This is a genomic window from Pseudomonas guangdongensis, assembly GCF_900105885.1.
GTDB lineage: Bacteria > Pseudomonadota > Gammaproteobacteria > Pseudomonadales > Pseudomonadaceae > Geopseudomonas > Geopseudomonas guangdongensis.
The window spans coordinates 2475755-2489898 of record NZ_LT629780.1 but is presented as its reverse complement, the minus strand read 5'-3'; the positions used below and the strand labels follow the sequence as shown (position 1 = coordinate 2489898).

At 68.2% G+C, this 14144-nt stretch carries 12 protein-coding genes; 1 reads left to right on the top strand and 11 read right to left on the bottom strand.

Translation table 11 applies throughout. The features are described from left to right. Positions 1-6: 6 nt before the first annotated feature. The 3 genes from pqqB to exaC form a co-directional block, all read right to left on the bottom strand. Positions 7-918, bottom strand: coding sequence for a pyrroloquinoline quinone biosynthesis protein PqqB (gene pqqB / locus BLU22_RS11750; protein ID WP_090214700.1), 912 nt, complete (start codon positions 916-918; stop codon positions 7-9). A gap of 46 nt (positions 919-964) precedes the next feature. Beyond that, positions 965-1036 (bottom strand): pyrroloquinoline quinone precursor peptide PqqA, encoded by a 72-nt coding sequence (pqqA, locus tag BLU22_RS11745; protein WP_003253598.1) that lies wholly within the window; start codon positions 1034-1036, stop codon positions 965-967. Positions 1037-1371: 335 nt separating this feature from the next. Further along, a complete protein-coding gene (gene exaC / locus BLU22_RS11740; RefSeq protein WP_090214697.1) occupies positions 1372-2892 on the bottom strand; it encodes an acetaldehyde dehydrogenase ExaC in 1521 nt (506 codons plus the stop codon). 446 nt (positions 2893-3338) lie between these two features. On the opposite strand from exaC, the gene mtlD reads away from it, so the two are divergent. Beyond that, on the top strand, positions 3339-5477 hold the full coding sequence (gene mtlD / locus BLU22_RS11735) for a bifunctional mannitol-1-phosphate dehydrogenase/phosphatase (protein ID WP_090214694.1): 2139 nt from the start codon (positions 3339-3341) through the stop codon (positions 5475-5477). 85 nt (positions 5478-5562) lie between these two features. Here the strand turns inward: mtlD and BLU22_RS11730 are convergent, their stop codons facing one another. From BLU22_RS11730 to pedF, 8 genes are all read right to left on the bottom strand, one after another. Beyond that, a complete protein-coding gene (locus BLU22_RS11730; protein ID WP_090214692.1) occupies positions 5563-7347 on the bottom strand; it encodes a PQQ-dependent methanol/ethanol family dehydrogenase in 1785 nt (594 codons plus the stop codon). A gap of 236 nt (positions 7348-7583) precedes the next feature. Then, entirely contained in the window at positions 7584-9020 is a 1437-nt protein-coding gene (locus BLU22_RS11725; protein WP_090214689.1) for an NAD(P)(+) transhydrogenase (Re/Si-specific) subunit beta, read from the bottom strand. Position 9021: 1 nt separating this feature from the next. Continuing rightward, positions 9022-9336, bottom strand: a complete 315-nt coding sequence (locus BLU22_RS11720) for an NAD(P) transhydrogenase subunit alpha (protein WP_090214687.1) — start codon at positions 9334-9336, stop codon at positions 9022-9024. A gap of 47 nt (positions 9337-9383) precedes the next feature. Further along, positions 9384-10508: a Re/Si-specific NAD(P)(+) transhydrogenase subunit alpha gene (locus tag BLU22_RS11715; RefSeq protein ID WP_090214684.1), complete on the bottom strand. Its 1125-nt coding sequence runs from the start codon at positions 10506-10508 to the stop codon at positions 9384-9386. 191 nt (positions 10509-10699) lie between these two features. Beyond that, positions 10700-11635: a quinoprotein relay system zinc metallohydrolase 1 gene (locus tag BLU22_RS11710; RefSeq protein ID WP_090214683.1), complete on the bottom strand. Its 936-nt coding sequence runs from the start codon at positions 11633-11635 to the stop codon at positions 10700-10702. A 144-nt stretch (positions 11636-11779) separates the two neighbouring features. Continuing rightward, positions 11780-12520, bottom strand: coding sequence for a quinoprotein dehydrogenase-associated SoxYZ-like carrier (locus tag BLU22_RS11705; protein WP_173867199.1), 741 nt, complete (start codon positions 12518-12520; stop codon positions 11780-11782). Positions 12521-12625: 105 nt separating this feature from the next. Further along, positions 12626-13528 (bottom strand): substrate-binding periplasmic protein, encoded by a 903-nt coding sequence (locus BLU22_RS11700; protein ID WP_090216423.1) that lies wholly within the window; start codon positions 13526-13528, stop codon positions 12626-12628. A 6-nt stretch (positions 13529-13534) separates the two neighbouring features. Further along, positions 13535-13975, bottom strand: a complete 441-nt coding sequence (gene pedF, locus BLU22_RS11695) for a cytochrome c-550 PedF (RefSeq protein ID WP_090214678.1) — start codon at positions 13973-13975, stop codon at positions 13535-13537. Positions 13976-14144: the final 169 nt, after the last annotated feature.

Below are 14144 nucleotides of genomic sequence, written 5' to 3'. Positions count from 1 at the left end.
TCCGCCTTACAGCACGATGCTCATGCCGTCCCAGGCGACCTCGACGCCGCGGGCGTCCAGCTCGGCGCGCTCGGGCGAGTCCTCGTCGAGAATCGGGTTGGTGTTGTTGATGTGGATGAGCACCTTGCGCGGTTCGGGCAGGCGTTCGAGCACTTCGAGCATGCCGCCCTCGCCGCTCTGCGGCAGGTGGCCCATCTCGCTGCCCAGCTTGCTGCCGCAGCCGGCGTGGATCATCTCGTCGTCGCGCCACAGGGTGCCGTCGACCAGCAGGCAGTCGGCGCGGCCCATCCACTCCAGCAGCGCGCCGTCCACCTGGCCGAGGCCCGGAGCGTAGAACAGCGTGCCGCCGGTGACGGTGTCCTCGATCAGCAGGCCGAGGTTGTCGCCCGGGTGCGGGTCGTTGCGGTGCGGCGAGTACGGCGGCGCCGCGCTGCGCAGCGGGATCGGCGTGAAACGCAGCGCCGGGCAGGCCTCGACGGTGAAGCCGCGGTCCAGTTCGATGCGCCGCCAGTTCAGGCCGCCGTGCCAGTGGCTGAGCATGTTGAACAGCGGGAAGCCGCTGGTCAGGTCCTGGTGCACCATCTCGCTACACCACACCTCGTGCGGGCAGCCCTCGCGCAGGGTGAGCAGGCCGGTGGTGTGGTCGATCTGGCTGTCCAGCAGGATCAGCGCGCGGATCGCGGTGTCGCGCACCGCGCGGGCCGGCTGCAGGGCCGGGAAGGATTCGATCTGCACGCGGATGTCGGGCGAGGCGTTACAGACGATCCAGTTGACCCCGTCGTCGGACAGGGCGATGGAAGATTGGGTACGCGCACTGGCACGCAGGGTGCCTTCGCGCAGGCCGCGACAGTTGCGGCAGTTGCAGTTCCACTGCGGGAAACCGCCGCCGGCGGCGGAACCGAGAATGCGGATGTGCATGGGCAGTCCCCGAATGGGAAGCCCCGGCGAGCCGGGGCTGTGTGGATCAACGGTTGGCGAAGTACATGGTCACTTCAAAGCCAATGCGCAGATCGGTGAAGGCGGGCTTGGTCCACATGGCGCAGTCCTCTTGTTGTCAGGCCGGCGAATTCCGGCAAGCACAGTTATGCGCCCTGCGCGGCGCCAGCCCAATGGTACTTTGGAAGGAGTTTTCGCTGACCTTGGTAGACCCGCCGGCGCAGACGCCATGCGGCCGGGCGCCGGCATCGTGCGGACGAAAAAAAACGCGGCCGAAGCCGCGTTCGATACCAGCTGCCGGAGCGGGGAAGGACCGCCGGCAACCGCGCCCGGGGGAGCGCATCGACAAGCAACACACAGTCGTGGCGGCCGTGGAGCGCGCCGAGGGGAGCAAAGCCTGCAAGGCTGGCGGGGCTGCACCCGCCAGCCCGGTGCTTAGAAGAAGCCCAGCGGCTTGATGTCGTAGCTGACCAGCAGGTTCTTGGTCTGCTGGTAGTGGTCGAGCATCATCTTGTGGGTTTCGCGGCCGACGCCGGACTTCTTGTAGCCACCGAAGGCGGCGTGCGCCGGGTACAGGTGGTAGCAGTTGGTCCACACGCGACCGGCCTTGATGCCGCGGCCCATGCGGTAGGCGCGGTTGATGTCGCGGGTCCACACGCCGGCGCCGAGGCCGAACTCGGTGTCGTTGGCGATGGCCAGGGCTTCGGCTTCGTCCTTGAAGGTAGTGACACTGACCACCGGGCCGAAGATTTCCTCCTGGAACACGCGCATGTCGTTGGTGCCCTTGAGCAGGGTCGGCTGGATGTAGTAGCCGCCGGTCAGGCTGCCTTCCAGACGCTCGGCGGCGCCGCCGGTGAGCACCTGGGCGCCTTCGGCGCGGGCGATGTCGAAGTAGGAGAGGATCTTCTCGAACTGCTGGTCGGAAGCCTGGGCGCCCACCATGGTCTCGGTGTCCAGCGGGTTGCCGCGCTTGATCTGGCCGATCTTCTTCATCACCACCTGCATAAATTCGTCGTAGATCGACTCCTGGACCAGCGCGCGCGACGGGCAGGTGCACACCTCGCCCTGGTTGAAGAACGCCAGCACCAGGCCTTCGGCGGCTTTCTCGATGAACTCCGGCTCGGCGCGCATGATGTCTTCGAAGAAGATGTTCGGCGACTTGCCGCCCAGCTCGACGGTGCTGGGGATGATGTTCTCGGCGGCGCACTTGAGGATGTGCGAGCCGACCGGGGTGGAGCCGGTGAAGGCGATCTTGGCGATGCGCTTGCTGGTGGCCAGCGCCTCGCCGGCCTCGCGACCGAAGCCCTGAACGATGTTCAGCACGCCCGGCGGCAGCAGGTCGCCGATCAGCTCGACCAGCACGGTGATCGACAGCGGAGTCTGCTCGGCCGGCTTGAGGACGATGGCATTGCCGGCGGCCAGCGCCGGAGCCAGCTTCCAGGCCGCCATCAGCAGCGGGAAGTTCCACGGGATGATCTGCCCGACCACGCCCAGCGGCTCATGGAAGTGGTAGGCGGCGGTGTGCTCGTTGATCTCGGCGGCGCTGCCTTCCTGGGCGCGGATGCAGCCGGCGTAGTAGCGGAAGTGATCGACGGCCAGCGGCACGTCGGCGTTCAGCGTCTCGCGCACCGCCTTGCCGTTGTCCCAGGTCTCGGCGACGGCCAGCACTTCGAGGTTCTGCTCGATGCGGTCGGCGATCTTCAACAGGATGTTGGAGCGGTCCTGCACCGAGGTGCGGCCCCAGGCGTCGGCCGCGGCGTGGGCGGCGTCCAGCGCCAGCTCGATGTCCTCGGCGGTGGAGCGCGGGAACTCGGCGATCACCTCGCCGGTGACCGGCGAGGTGTTGGTGAAATACTGGCCCTTGACCGGCGCGACGAACTCGCCGCCGATGTAGTTGCCATAGCGCGGCTTGAGGGAAAGGATGGCGCCTGCGGTACCCGGTTGTGCGTAGATCATGCTCGTGGCCTCTCTTTTATTGTTGCGGTCCGGTCTGGTTCTTGCGTGGACTGTGAGTGGATGTTGGCAGTCCACCCACCGGCCCGGTATGCACCGATGGAACAGCGAAACTCGTTATTTGGTAGTAAGCCATAACCCCTTGCCCGCGCCCTCCCGCCGACGGCTGCCGCGCGGCAGCCGCAGAAGACGAGACCGGGCCAGCCCCGGAAATACCCGCAGCCTGCAGGCTGCGCGCCAGCGCCCTCCCGCCCGTACCCGACTGGTCACAGGCCCGTGCAAGACGACCCGGCCACGCACCCGCCGCAGGGCGGCGGCGGGTGCGTGGTCTGCCCGGACCAGGGATCGCCCTCGGGCAGACAGGGGCGTTTTTCATGTTAAGGTAAAAAAACACCCTAAGCCCCTCACGGAGAAATCGCAGAACTAGCGAACAAGTCAAGGAATTTTCAATGATTTTTCAGGAAAGACAGATTCACGCCGCCATCTTCGACATGGACGGCACCCTGTTCGATACCGAGCGCCTGCGCTTCAGTACCCTCAAGCAAGCCTCCACCCAGCTCTTTGGCCAGCCGATCAGCGACGCCGTCCTGACCGACTCCCTGGGGCTCAGCGCCCGCAAGGCCGAAGCCCTCGCCCGCCAGCACTACGGCCCCGACTACCCCTACAGCGCCATTCGCCAGCGCGCCGATGAACTGGAGCTGGCCTATGTACGCAAGTATGGCGTTCCCCTCAAACCGGGCCTGTTCGAGGTGCTGGAACACCTCAAGGCCGCCGGCCTGCTGCTGGCGGTCGCCACTTCGAGCCGCCGGGCCATCGCCGAGGAATACCTGATCAACGCCGGAGTGATGAAGTACTTCGATATCACCGTCTGCGGCGACGAGGTGGCGCGCGGCAAGCCGCATCCGGAGATCTTCCTCACCGCCAGTGCCAGCCTCAACTGCGAGCCGCAGCACTGCCTGAGTTTCGAGGACTCGGAGAACGGCATCCGCTCGGCCGCCGCCGCGGGCACCCTGGTGATCGCCATTCGCGACATCAAGGAACCCTGCGCGGAGGTGCGCGCCCTGGCCTTCCGCTACTGCCAGTGCATGACCGACTTTCTCGCCGACCTGCGTCCCTGCCTGCCGAGCCGGCCCGTGCCGCGCCTGACCGATCCCTTTCCGGCGACCCGCAACGACCTCAAGGTCGGCATCCACGGCTTCGGCGCCATGGGCGGCGGCTACCTGGCCCAGGTGCTGGCCCACTGGGACGGTTACACCCGCCCCCAGGAGATCGTCGGCGCCACCAGCGACCAGGCACTGCGCAATCTGGTCAATGCCTTCGGCCGGTACGCCGTGCATTACGCCAACCGCGCCTTCGAGCAGGCCATCGAGCATGTGCGCCTGATCGACATCAACGACCCGCACGCCATGCAGGAGCTGTATCGCGAGACGGCCCTCGTCGCCATCTGCCTGCCGGAGAACGCCATCCGCCAGCAAGCCGGGCAGATCGCACGAGGGCTGCAGGCCCGCTTCGCCGGGGATGCCGAGCCGCTGACCCTGCTGGTGGTGCTCAACAAGCTGGGCGGCGCAGCCTTCACGCGGCGCTGCGTTCGCGACGAACTGCTGCGCCAGATGGACGCGGACGAGGCCGACGCCCTGCTCGCCCGCGTGGAGTTCAGCGAGACGGTGGTCAACCGCATCGTTTCGAAAACCCCGCGCGAGCTGCTGCGCAAGCAACTGCGCCTGCGTCTGCACGAGCTGCGCCGGCTGGAGGACAGTCTCGGCGAACTGCACCTGACCAGCCCGCGCACCGCCTCCGAGGAAAGCCTGCAACAGCTGAGCACCCGCCTCGGCCATCTGGCGCCGCTCAGCGAACTGGGCAGCCATAGCCTGAGCCTGTTCAGCAGCGGCCCCGACATGCCGCTCTACGCGCAGAAAGGCGGCGCGCTGCTGGAGCGACTCTGCCAGGTGCAGACGGTGGACGACATCGCCGCCATCCAGAAGCTGAAGAATCGCCTGCTCAACGGCACCCACGCGATCATCGCCTGGTACGCCAGCCTGCTCGGCTACCCGAGCATCGGCCAGGGCATGGGCGACGAGCGCGTGCAGCAACTGGCGCGCCAGGTGGTCGACCGGGAGATCAAGCCGGCCCTGCTGCGCGAGAACCCGGCGCTCGCGCCGTTCGCCGACCGCTTCATCGACAATTTCCTGCAGCGCTGCCGGCGCTCCTTCAAGGACCCCTGCCAGCGCGTGGCGCGCGACCCGCTGCGCAAGCTGCAACGGCGCGAGCGGATACTCGGCAGCATCGACCTGGCCCGGCAGTTCGGCCTGACCACCGAGCGCCTGGAGTTCGCCACCGCGCTGGCCCTGCTCTACGCGTTGCGCTGCGCGCCGCCCGAAGACAAGGAGTGCCAGCTGATCCGCTCGCTCTACGAGCGCCACGGCACGGCGGCGGCGGTACTGACCTACGACGGCAACTACCTCGGCGCGCCCTACCCCGGCCTGGACGCACAGACCGACGCCGCGCTGCTGGCACGGATCGACCGGCATTTCGAGGCGCTGGCGGCTGAGGGCTCCAGTCACTGGGACTGGCCGCTGCAGGAGGCCTGAAACGACGGAGGCGGAGCCATCGCTCCGCCTCCGTCAGGCAGTCCAGGTTCGGCCAGGCCTCACCGGACGCCGGCATGGCGCCCGGTCAGCGCTTGGCCACCGCCGCCACTTCCTTGGGCAGCTTGAAGGTCCAGACCATGCCGCCCTGGTTGAAGTCCTTGATGCGCTTGGCCACCTCGCCGCCCCACAGCGGCACCGCGCCGCCCCAGCCGGACAGCACCGAGACGTACTGCTCGCCGTCCATCTCCCAGGTGACCGGCGAGCCGATCACGCCCGAGCCGGTGTTGAACTCGTAGAGTTTCTTGCCGGTCTTGGCGTCGAAAGCCATCAGGTAGCCTTCCGGGTTGCCGGTGAACACCAGGTTGCCCTTGGTGGCCAGCACGCCGCCCCACAGCGGCGCGTAGTTCTTGTAGCGCCAGACTTCCTTGCCGGTCTTCGGGTCGATGGCGCGCAGCACGCCGATGTAGTCCTCGTTGAGCGGGTGGATGGTGAAGCCGGCGCCGAGGTAGGCCGCGCCCTTCTTGTAGGCGGTGCCCTCGTTCCAGATGTCCATGCTCCACTCGTTGGAGGGCACGTAGAACAGCCCGGTGTCCTGGCTGTAGGCCATCGGCATCCAGTTCTTGCCGCCGAGGAAGGACGGCGCCACGGTGACGGTCTTGCCCTGCGCGCCGGCATCGTTCGGCGAGCCCGGACGGTTGGCGTCGTCGTAGATCGGCCGGCCGTTCTTGTCCAGGCCCTTGGCCCAGGTGATCTTGTCGACGAACGGGAAGCCACGGATGAACTTGCCGTTGGTGCGGTCGAGCACGTAGAAGAAGCCGTTGCGGTCGGCGGTGGCCGCCGCCTTCACGGTCTTGCCGCCGTCCTGGTAGTTGAACGACACCAGCTCGTTGACGCCGTCGTAGTCCCAGCCGTCGTGCGGGGTGGTCTGGAAGTGCCACTTGATGGTGCCGTCGTCCGGGTTCAGCGCCAGGCGCGAGGACGAGTAGAGATTGTCGCCGGGGCGCAGGTGCGAGTTCCACGGGGCCGGGTTGCCGGTGCCGAACAGCAGCTGGTTGGTTTCCGGGTCGTAGTAGCCGCCCAGCCACGGCGCCGCGCCGCCGGTCTTCCACAGGTCGCCCGGCCAGGACTTGCCGGCCTCGCCGCCGGTGATGCCGTTCTCGACCTTCTTGCCGTCCTTCCAGACGTAGCCCATGTGGCCTTCCACGGTCGGACGGGTCCACAGCAGCTCGCCGTTCTTCGGGTTGTAGGCCTCGATCTTGCCGACCACGCCGAACTCGCCGCCGGACACGCCGGTGATCAGCTTGCCGTTGACCACCAGCGGCGCGGCGGTGATCGAGTAGCCGGCCTTGTAGTCGGCCACGGTCTTCTTCCACACCACCTTGCCGGTGTCCTTGTTGAGAGCGACCAGCTTGGCGTCGAGGGTGCCGAAGATCACCAGGTCGCCGTACAGGGCGACGCCGCGGTTGATCACGTCGCAGCACGGCATGATGCCGTCGGGCAGGCGCGCGTCGTACTGCCACAGTTCCTTGCCGGTGCGCGCATCCACCGCGAACACCCGCGAGTAGGAGGCGGTCATGTACATCACGCCATCCTTGATCAGCGGCTGGGCCTGCTGGCCGCGCTGCTTCTCGCCGCCGAAGGAGAACGCCCACACCGGCCGCAGCTGGGTGACGTTGTTGGCGTTGAGGGTATCCAGGGTGCTGTAGCGCTGACCCTGCAGGCCGAGGCCGTTGGTGACCACCTCGCTGGGGGTCTGCGCGTCCTTGAGGATGTCCTCGTCGGTGACGGCCCAGGCGGACAGGCCGGACAGCGCCAGCGCGAGGCCCAGCGTGGTCCTGGCGAAGGAATGGGTGAGACCGGAGTGCTTCATTGCGGCTACCTCTGCGGGTTCATTGTTATCGCCGGGAATTTTTCCCGGTCTGTGACGAATTCTTCGCCGCAGGGGGTGGCGCAACAATTGATCGCGGGGAGCAAAGACCTGCTTCCTTGGTAGCAATACCCGCCCGCCGGGCGGCAGGCGCTGCGCCAACGGCAAGACGCCGCAACCGCCACCGGGGCACGGTGGCGGTTGCGGCGTCGAGGGTCCGGGACGGCCGAGGCCGGGGGTCAGCCGACCGCCTTGACCATGTCTTCGAGCACCTTCTTGGCGTCGCCGAACACCATCATCGACTTGTCCATGTAGAACAGTTCGTTGTCCAGACCCGCGTAGCCGCTGGCCATCGAGCGCTTGTTGACGATCACGGTTCTGGCCTTGTACGCGTCGAGGATCGGCATCCCGGCAATCGGCGAGTGCGGGTCGGTCTTCGCCGCCGGGTTCACCACGTCGTTGGCGCCCAGCACCAGCACCACGTCGGTCTGGCCGAACTCGGGGTTGATGTCGTCCATCTCGAACACCTGCTCGTAGGGCACCTCGGCTTCGGCCAGCAGCACGTTCATGTGCCCCGGCATCCGCCCGGCCACCGGGTGGATGGCGTATTTCACGCTGATCCCGCGCTGCGCCAGTTTCTCCGCCAGTTCCATCAGCGCGTGCTGGGCGCGCGCCACCGCCAGGCCGTAGCCGGGGACGATGATCACGCTGTCGGCGTTGCCCAGCAGGAAGGCGGCGTCGTCCGCCGAGCCGCTCTTCACCGGGCGCTGTTCCTGGCTGCCGCCCTGAACGCCGGCGCCGGCTTCGGCGCCGAAGCCGCCGAGGATCACGTTGAAGAACGAGCGGTTCATCGCCTTGCACATGATGTAGGAGAGGATCGCGCCGCTCGATCCGACCAGGCTGCCGGCGACGATCAGCATCGCGTTGTTCAGCGAGAAGCCGATGCCGGCCGCCGCCCAGCCCGAGTAGCTGTTGAGCATCGACACCACCACCGGCATGTCGGCGCCGCCGATCGGGATGATGATCAGCACGCCGATGACGAAGGCCAGCGCCAGCAGCACGGCGAAGGCGGTCAGGTCACCGCTGAAGGTGAAGGCCAGACCCAGGCCGAGGATGGCCAGGCCCAGGGCCAGGTTCAGCCAGTGCTGGCCGGCGAAGGTCACCGGGGCGCCCTGGAACAGGCGGAACCTGTATTTGCCGGACAGCTTGCCGAAGGCGATCACCGAGCCGGAGAAGGTGATGGCGCCGATGGCCGCGCCGAGGAACAGTTCCAGGCGGTTGCCGGCGGGGATCGGCTCGCCCAGCTGCGCGACGATGCCCAGCGACTGCGGCTCGACCACCGCGGCGATGGCGATGAACACCGCGGCCAGGCCGATCATGCTGTGCATGAAGGCGACCAGTTCGGGCATCTTGGTCATCTCGACGCGCTTGGCCATGAGCGTGCCGGCCGTGCCGCCGAGCAGCAGGCCGAGGATCACGTAGCCGAGGCCGGCGGTGGCCATCTCGGTGCCGAGCTTGAAGATCAGCGCGACGGTGGTGAGCACGGCGATGGCCATGCCGACCATGCCGAACAGGTTGCCGCGGCGCGAGCTGGTCGGGTGGGAGAGGCCCTTGAGGGCCTGGATGAAGCAGATGGAGGCGACCAGGTAGCAGCTGGTGATCAGGTTCATGCTCATCTCAACGACCCTCCGCCGGGGCTTTCGGCGCCTTTTTCTTGAACATGTCGAGCATCCGCCGGGTGACCAGGAAGCCGCCGAACACGTTGACCGCGGCCAGGGCCACGGCCAGGGTGCCCATGGTCTTGCCCAGGCCGGTTTCGGTCAGCGCCGCGGCCAGCATGGCGCCGACGATGACGATGGCGGAGATGGCGTTGGTGACCGCCATCAGCGGGGTGTGCAGTGCGGGGGTGACGTTCCACACCACGTGGTAGCCGACGTAGATCGCCAGCACGAAGATGATCAGGTTGTAGAGACCGTCGGAGATCGGATCCATGGTTGTTGTCCTTGTAGGTGGTCCGCGAAGGGGACTGACGGGCGGGCTCAGGCGGCGTTGCGGCGCAGCACCTGGCCGCCTTCGCACATCAGGCAGGCGGCGACGATGTCGTCGTCGCGGTCGAGGTGGAAGCGGCCGTCCTGGTCGAGCACCAGCTTGAGGAAATCCAGCAGGTTGCGCGCGTAGAGGGCCGAGGCGTCGGCCGGCAGCAGCGCCGGCAGGTTGGTGTGGCCGACCAGGGTCACGCCGTGGCGCACCACCACCTCGCCGGGCACGCTCAGCGGGCAGTTGCCGCCCTGGGCGGCGGCCAGGTCGATGATCACCGAGCCGGGCTTCATCTCGGCCACGGTGGCCTCGTGCAGCAGGGTCGGCGCCTTGCGCCCGGGGATCAGCGCGGTGGTGATGACGATGTCGGCCTGCCGGGCGCGCTCGTGCACCGCCTGGGCCTGGCGCGCCATCCACGAGGCCGGCATCGGCCGCGCGTAGCCGCCGACGCCTTCGGCGCATTCGCGCTCCTCGTCGGTCTCGCAGGGCACGTCGACGAACTTGGCGCCGAGCGATTCCACCTGCTCCTTGACCGCCGGACGCACGTCCGAGGCCTCGATCACCGCGCCGAGGCGCCGCGCGGTGGCAATCGCCTGCAGCCCGGCGACGCCGGCGCCAAGCACCAGCACGCGGGCGGCCTTCACCGTGCCGGCGGCGGTCATCAGCATCGGCATGAAGCGCGGGTAGTGGTCGACGGCGAGCATCACCGCCTTGTAGCCGGCGACGTTGGCCTGCGAGGACAGCACGTCGAGGCTCTGCGCCCGCGAGGTGCGCGGCGCCGCCTCCAGGGCGAAGGCGGTGATGCCCTGCGCGGCCATGCGCTCGATCTGCGCGCTATCGAAGGGGTTGAGCATGCCGACCAGCACCGCGCCCGGGCGCATCTGCGCCAGCTCGACGGGACTGGGGGCGGCGACCTTGAGCACCAGCTCGGCGCCGAGGGCGGCGCCGGCGTCGGCCAGGCGGGCGCCGGCGGCCTCGTAGTCGCCGTCGGTGATGCAGGCGGCGCGCCCGGCGCCGGCCTCGACGACGACCTGATGGCCCTGGGCGACAAACTTCCGGACCGTCTCCGGGGTGGCGGCCACGCGGGTTTCGCCATCGTGGGTTTCGCGGGGTATACCTATCTGCACGGGCAAGTCTCCCTAGACAATTTCGTGGTTCCCGGGGGGCGTGCCGCAGGGCCGGAGAGGGCCGGGCGTTGCGGCCGGAGCATTGTGCAAAGCTCCCGAGCGGGCCGGCAACGCCTTGATTTAAATACAGTACGATAATTGCAATGCGACTTTAGCCATAGGGATGAGGCATCCGACCGGAAAGTCGCAAATCAGTCGCTGTTGACCTGCCGGAACACCTGCGCCTCGTACTTCGGGTACAGGTGGGTGACCGTGCGGATCAGCTCGAAACGGCTCTGGCTGATGGCCGCGAAGCGCTCGGGAATCGGCGCGTTCATCACCTCGTTCATGTCCAGGCCGGCGGCGGCCGAGTCGCGCAGCAGGCCGTCGAGCCAGCCGAGGTAGTCGCGCATCTGCGCGAAAGGCTCGCGCCCGCTGGCCACCGGGCCATGGCCGGGCACCAGCAGCGCATAGGGCAGCTTCTCCAGCGCGGCCAGATCGTCCAGCCAGATCTGCAGCCCCGGCGTCTGCGGGGTGGTCAGGGCGCGCTGGTAGAACACCAGGTCGGCGGCGAACAGCACCCCGGTGGTCTCGTCGAGGATCGCCAGATCGGCGCCGGTATGCCCGCTGAAGGCCAGCATGCGCAGGCGATGGCCGCCGATCTCGCGCACGCCGGGCTCCAGCGTCTCGCCCGGCAGCAGCACCTCGGTGCCGCGCATCCAGTCGCCGAGCAGGCGATACAGGTTGTCGGCGAACGCCGCCCCCTGCTCGGCGAGCAGCTCGCGGGTGCGCGCCAGCGAGGCGATGGGCACGTCGCCGAAGGCCTGGTTGCCGAACACGTGGTCGGGGTGATGGTGGGTGTTGATCACCAGGACGATCGGCCGCTCGGTGACCCGGCCGATGGCGGCGCGCAGCGCCTCGCCGTAGCGCCTGGAGATGCCGGTATCGATCAGCACCACCCCGGCCTCGGTGACGATGAACGCCACGTTGACGATGTCGCCACCGTTGCTCATGGCGAAGTTTTCGGTGCTGCCTTCCAGCAGCCAGGTGTTTTCGGCGATCCGGCGCGGTTCGAGAGCGTAGACCAGCTCGGCCGCCGCCAGCGGCAGGCTGAGGAAGAGCGCCACAAGCAGGCTGAACAGACGCATGGTGTCTCCTTTGCGGGATGGGGGAGCGCGGCCCGCCCGGCGCCCGCGCACCGCGCCCGGGAGACCCGCGCCGAACGTCCGGATCGGGCGGGGCGAACCGCAGGGAAGCACCGCGCGCAGCGGCGCGGCGCCGGATGGCGAAGCTCAGAACGCCGCTTCGAATTCGTTGCCGTTGTTGTCGCGCAGCCACAGGCGCTGGCCGGCCTCGCGGTCGCCCAGCTGCAGGGTCAGGGTCGGGTTCTCGCTCACCGAGGGGTGCAGCTCCAGGCTGGCCAGCACCTCGCCGGCCTCGCTGCGCAGCTCGGCACGCTCGATGAAGAACTCGGGGATGCCGCCGGACAGGCCGTTGTCCATCGGATGCGACACCCGCAGGCGCAGGCGGCTGCCCTCGCCCATCGGGAAGCGTGCGCCGAACACCTCGCCGAGGTGGTCTTCCCAGCCGCCCTGGGCGCGCACCGCGCTGGGCGCGGTGCAGCCGCCGCCGGCGGCGTCGACGCGGGTCGAGCCGACATGCCAGACGCCGTCGCGGGTCAGCACCGCGGCGCGGATCGGCGTGGCCTGCTCGACGCGGATGCTCAGGGCGATGCGCGGCGCCACCGGCCCCGTGGGGAAGAAACTGAAGATCTGCGGAATCGGATTGAGCTCGGCCCAGGCGAGGATGCGCACCACCTCGCTGCCCAGCGCCGTGGCGTCGATGCTGATCGGCACCTGGCGGGCATCCTCGGCGAACGGCGGCGCGCTCAGGCGCACCCGCTCGTCGAACTCGTAGGGCGCCGCGCCGAGAAAGCGCGTCTGGTGGAAACTCCACATCGGCGACTGCAGCGGATCGCTCTCGCCGGCCCACAAGGGGCCGCTCAACAGCAGCCAGCCCAGCGCCAGGCCCATGCTTCGGATCGTCATTCCCTGCCTCCTTCCCGTGTAGGGTGCGCCGTGCGCACCGATAGCGCTCCTGCGCCCGCAAACAGGGACGCGGAGCGTGGGAGCGATCGCTCAGTCGCCGCGGGTCTGCGCCTGCACCTCGCCCTCGTACAGTTCCGGCACCTCGTAGCGCAGCCCGTAGCGGGCGTAGATCTTCGCCAGTTCGCCGGAGCCGATCAGCTCGACCAGCCCGCCCTCCAGGGCGTAGGCCAGCTGGCGGTTGCTCTCGTGCACCGCCATGCCGATGTCCCACTGCTGGCGCCCCATCTCCGGATAGGCGTTGTCGGCGGCCTTGAGCTGCGGATCACCGGCCTCGTGGAGCAGCCAGTCGATCTCGCCGCGCATGGCCATCACCGCATCCACCTGCCCCTCGCGCATCGCGGCGAAGGCCAGCGGCGGGCTGGCGAAGTGGCGGGTGTTGCGGCTCATCCGTCCGCCGAACACCGAACTCATGTAGAACGACGGCACGCTCTCCAGCTCGACGCCGATCGGGTGGTAGCCGAACACCGCGACGCTGGGCACCTCCGCAAGCCGGCGGGTGTCGTGGGCGACCTGCCAGCGCTCGCGCTGGTAGGGGCCGAACATCACCACCAGTTCGTTGACCAGCTCGCCCAGCTCGTTGCGCTTGTAGGAAAACTCGCGGTCGTAGGGCACCCGCAGCATCACGTCGGCCAGCACGTCCGGGCGCAGGTAGTGGCCCTTCCAGACGAAATTGCGCAGGTCGTCTTCGAGCTTCTCGCCCGGCGCGACCCACAGCAGTTCGAGGGCCAGGCCCTGGCTGTCGGCCAGCTTCTGCGCCAGCTCGACGTCGACGCCCCGCGCCTGGCCGTCGGCGCGGAAGCTGTAGGGGGGGAAGTCTTCGTACACCGCCACCTTGAGCACGCCCGAGGCGACGATGTCGTCGAAGGCACGTACCTGTGCCTGGGCCGTTCCCAGCCCGGCCAGGCACAGCAACAGCAGGAACAGGCGCGCCATCATGGCTTACTGCGCCGCTTCGGCGCGGCTTTCGATGTAGGTGCGGATCGCCCATAGCGCTTCCTGGCTGAGGTGATCGGCCATGCGCGGCATGTACACCGCACCATCGCGCACCGCGCCGTTGATCACCCGCTCCTTGAACCACTCGTCGCCGTCGATGCTGGCTTCCAGCTCGCGCAGGTCGGGGGCGATGCCGCCGGAGATGGCTTCCAGGCCATGGCAGCGGGCGCAGTTCTGGTTGTAGGCGGAGGAGCCGATCTCCACGGCCTTGTCATGGTCGGCGTGGGGCTTGCGGTAGGGGTTCTCGTCGCGCCATTCCTCGCCCAGCTGTTCGAGGCCGGCGGTGTTCACCACCTGCGGGGTGACGTCGCCGTGGGCCAGGACCTGGGTGGCGGCCCCCAGGGCCAGGGAAGTCAGCAGGGCGCTCAGCAGTTTCTTGTTGTTCATGGCGGAACCTCGTTTCAGATGCGGTGCAAGGCGATGCACTCCGGGACGGGAGTGTGTTGGCCGCATCTTAGGGAGGCCCCGGCCACCGCCAGTATCCTGCTTTGGTGTCCGCGCCCTACTCCCTTGGTACAAGACTTTCGAAGCAGTGTTGCAGTGCCTTCGGATGAGA

Bases quoted from the DNA above. Each gene is read 5' to 3' on its own strand.
- pqqB (WP_090214700.1), bottom strand. From the start codon at position 918: ATGCACATCCGCATTCTCGGTTCCGCCGCCGGCGGCGGTTTCCCGCAG.
- exaC (WP_090214697.1), bottom strand. From the start codon at position 2,892: ATGATCTACGCACAACCGGGTACCGCAGGCGCCATCCTTTCCCTCAAG.
- BLU22_RS11725 (WP_090214689.1), bottom strand. From the start codon at position 9,020: ATGAGCATGAACCTGATCACCAGCTGCTACCTGGTCGCCTCCATCTGC.
- BLU22_RS11700 (WP_090216423.1), bottom strand. From the start codon at position 13,528: ATGGCGCGCCTGTTCCTGCTGTTGCTGTGCCTGGCCGGGCTGGGAACG.
- mtlD (WP_090214694.1), top strand. From the start codon at position 3,339: ATGATTTTTCAGGAAAGACAGATTCACGCCGCCATCTTCGACATGGAC.
- BLU22_RS11730 (WP_090214692.1), bottom strand. From the start codon at position 7,347: ATGAAGCACTCCGGTCTCACCCATTCCTTCGCCAGGACCACGCTGGGC.
- pedF (WP_090214678.1), bottom strand. From the start codon at position 13,975: ATGAACAACAAGAAACTGCTGAGCGCCCTGCTGACTTCCCTGGCCCTG.
- BLU22_RS11710 (WP_090214683.1), bottom strand. From the start codon at position 11,635: ATGCGTCTGTTCAGCCTGCTTGTGGCGCTCTTCCTCAGCCTGCCGCTG.
- BLU22_RS11705 (WP_173867199.1), bottom strand. From the start codon at position 12,520: ATGGGCCTGGCGCTGGGCTGGCTGCTGTTGAGCGGCCCCTTGTGGGCC.
- BLU22_RS11720 (WP_090214687.1), bottom strand. From the start codon at position 9,336: ATGGATCCGATCTCCGACGGTCTCTACAACCTGATCATCTTCGTGCTG.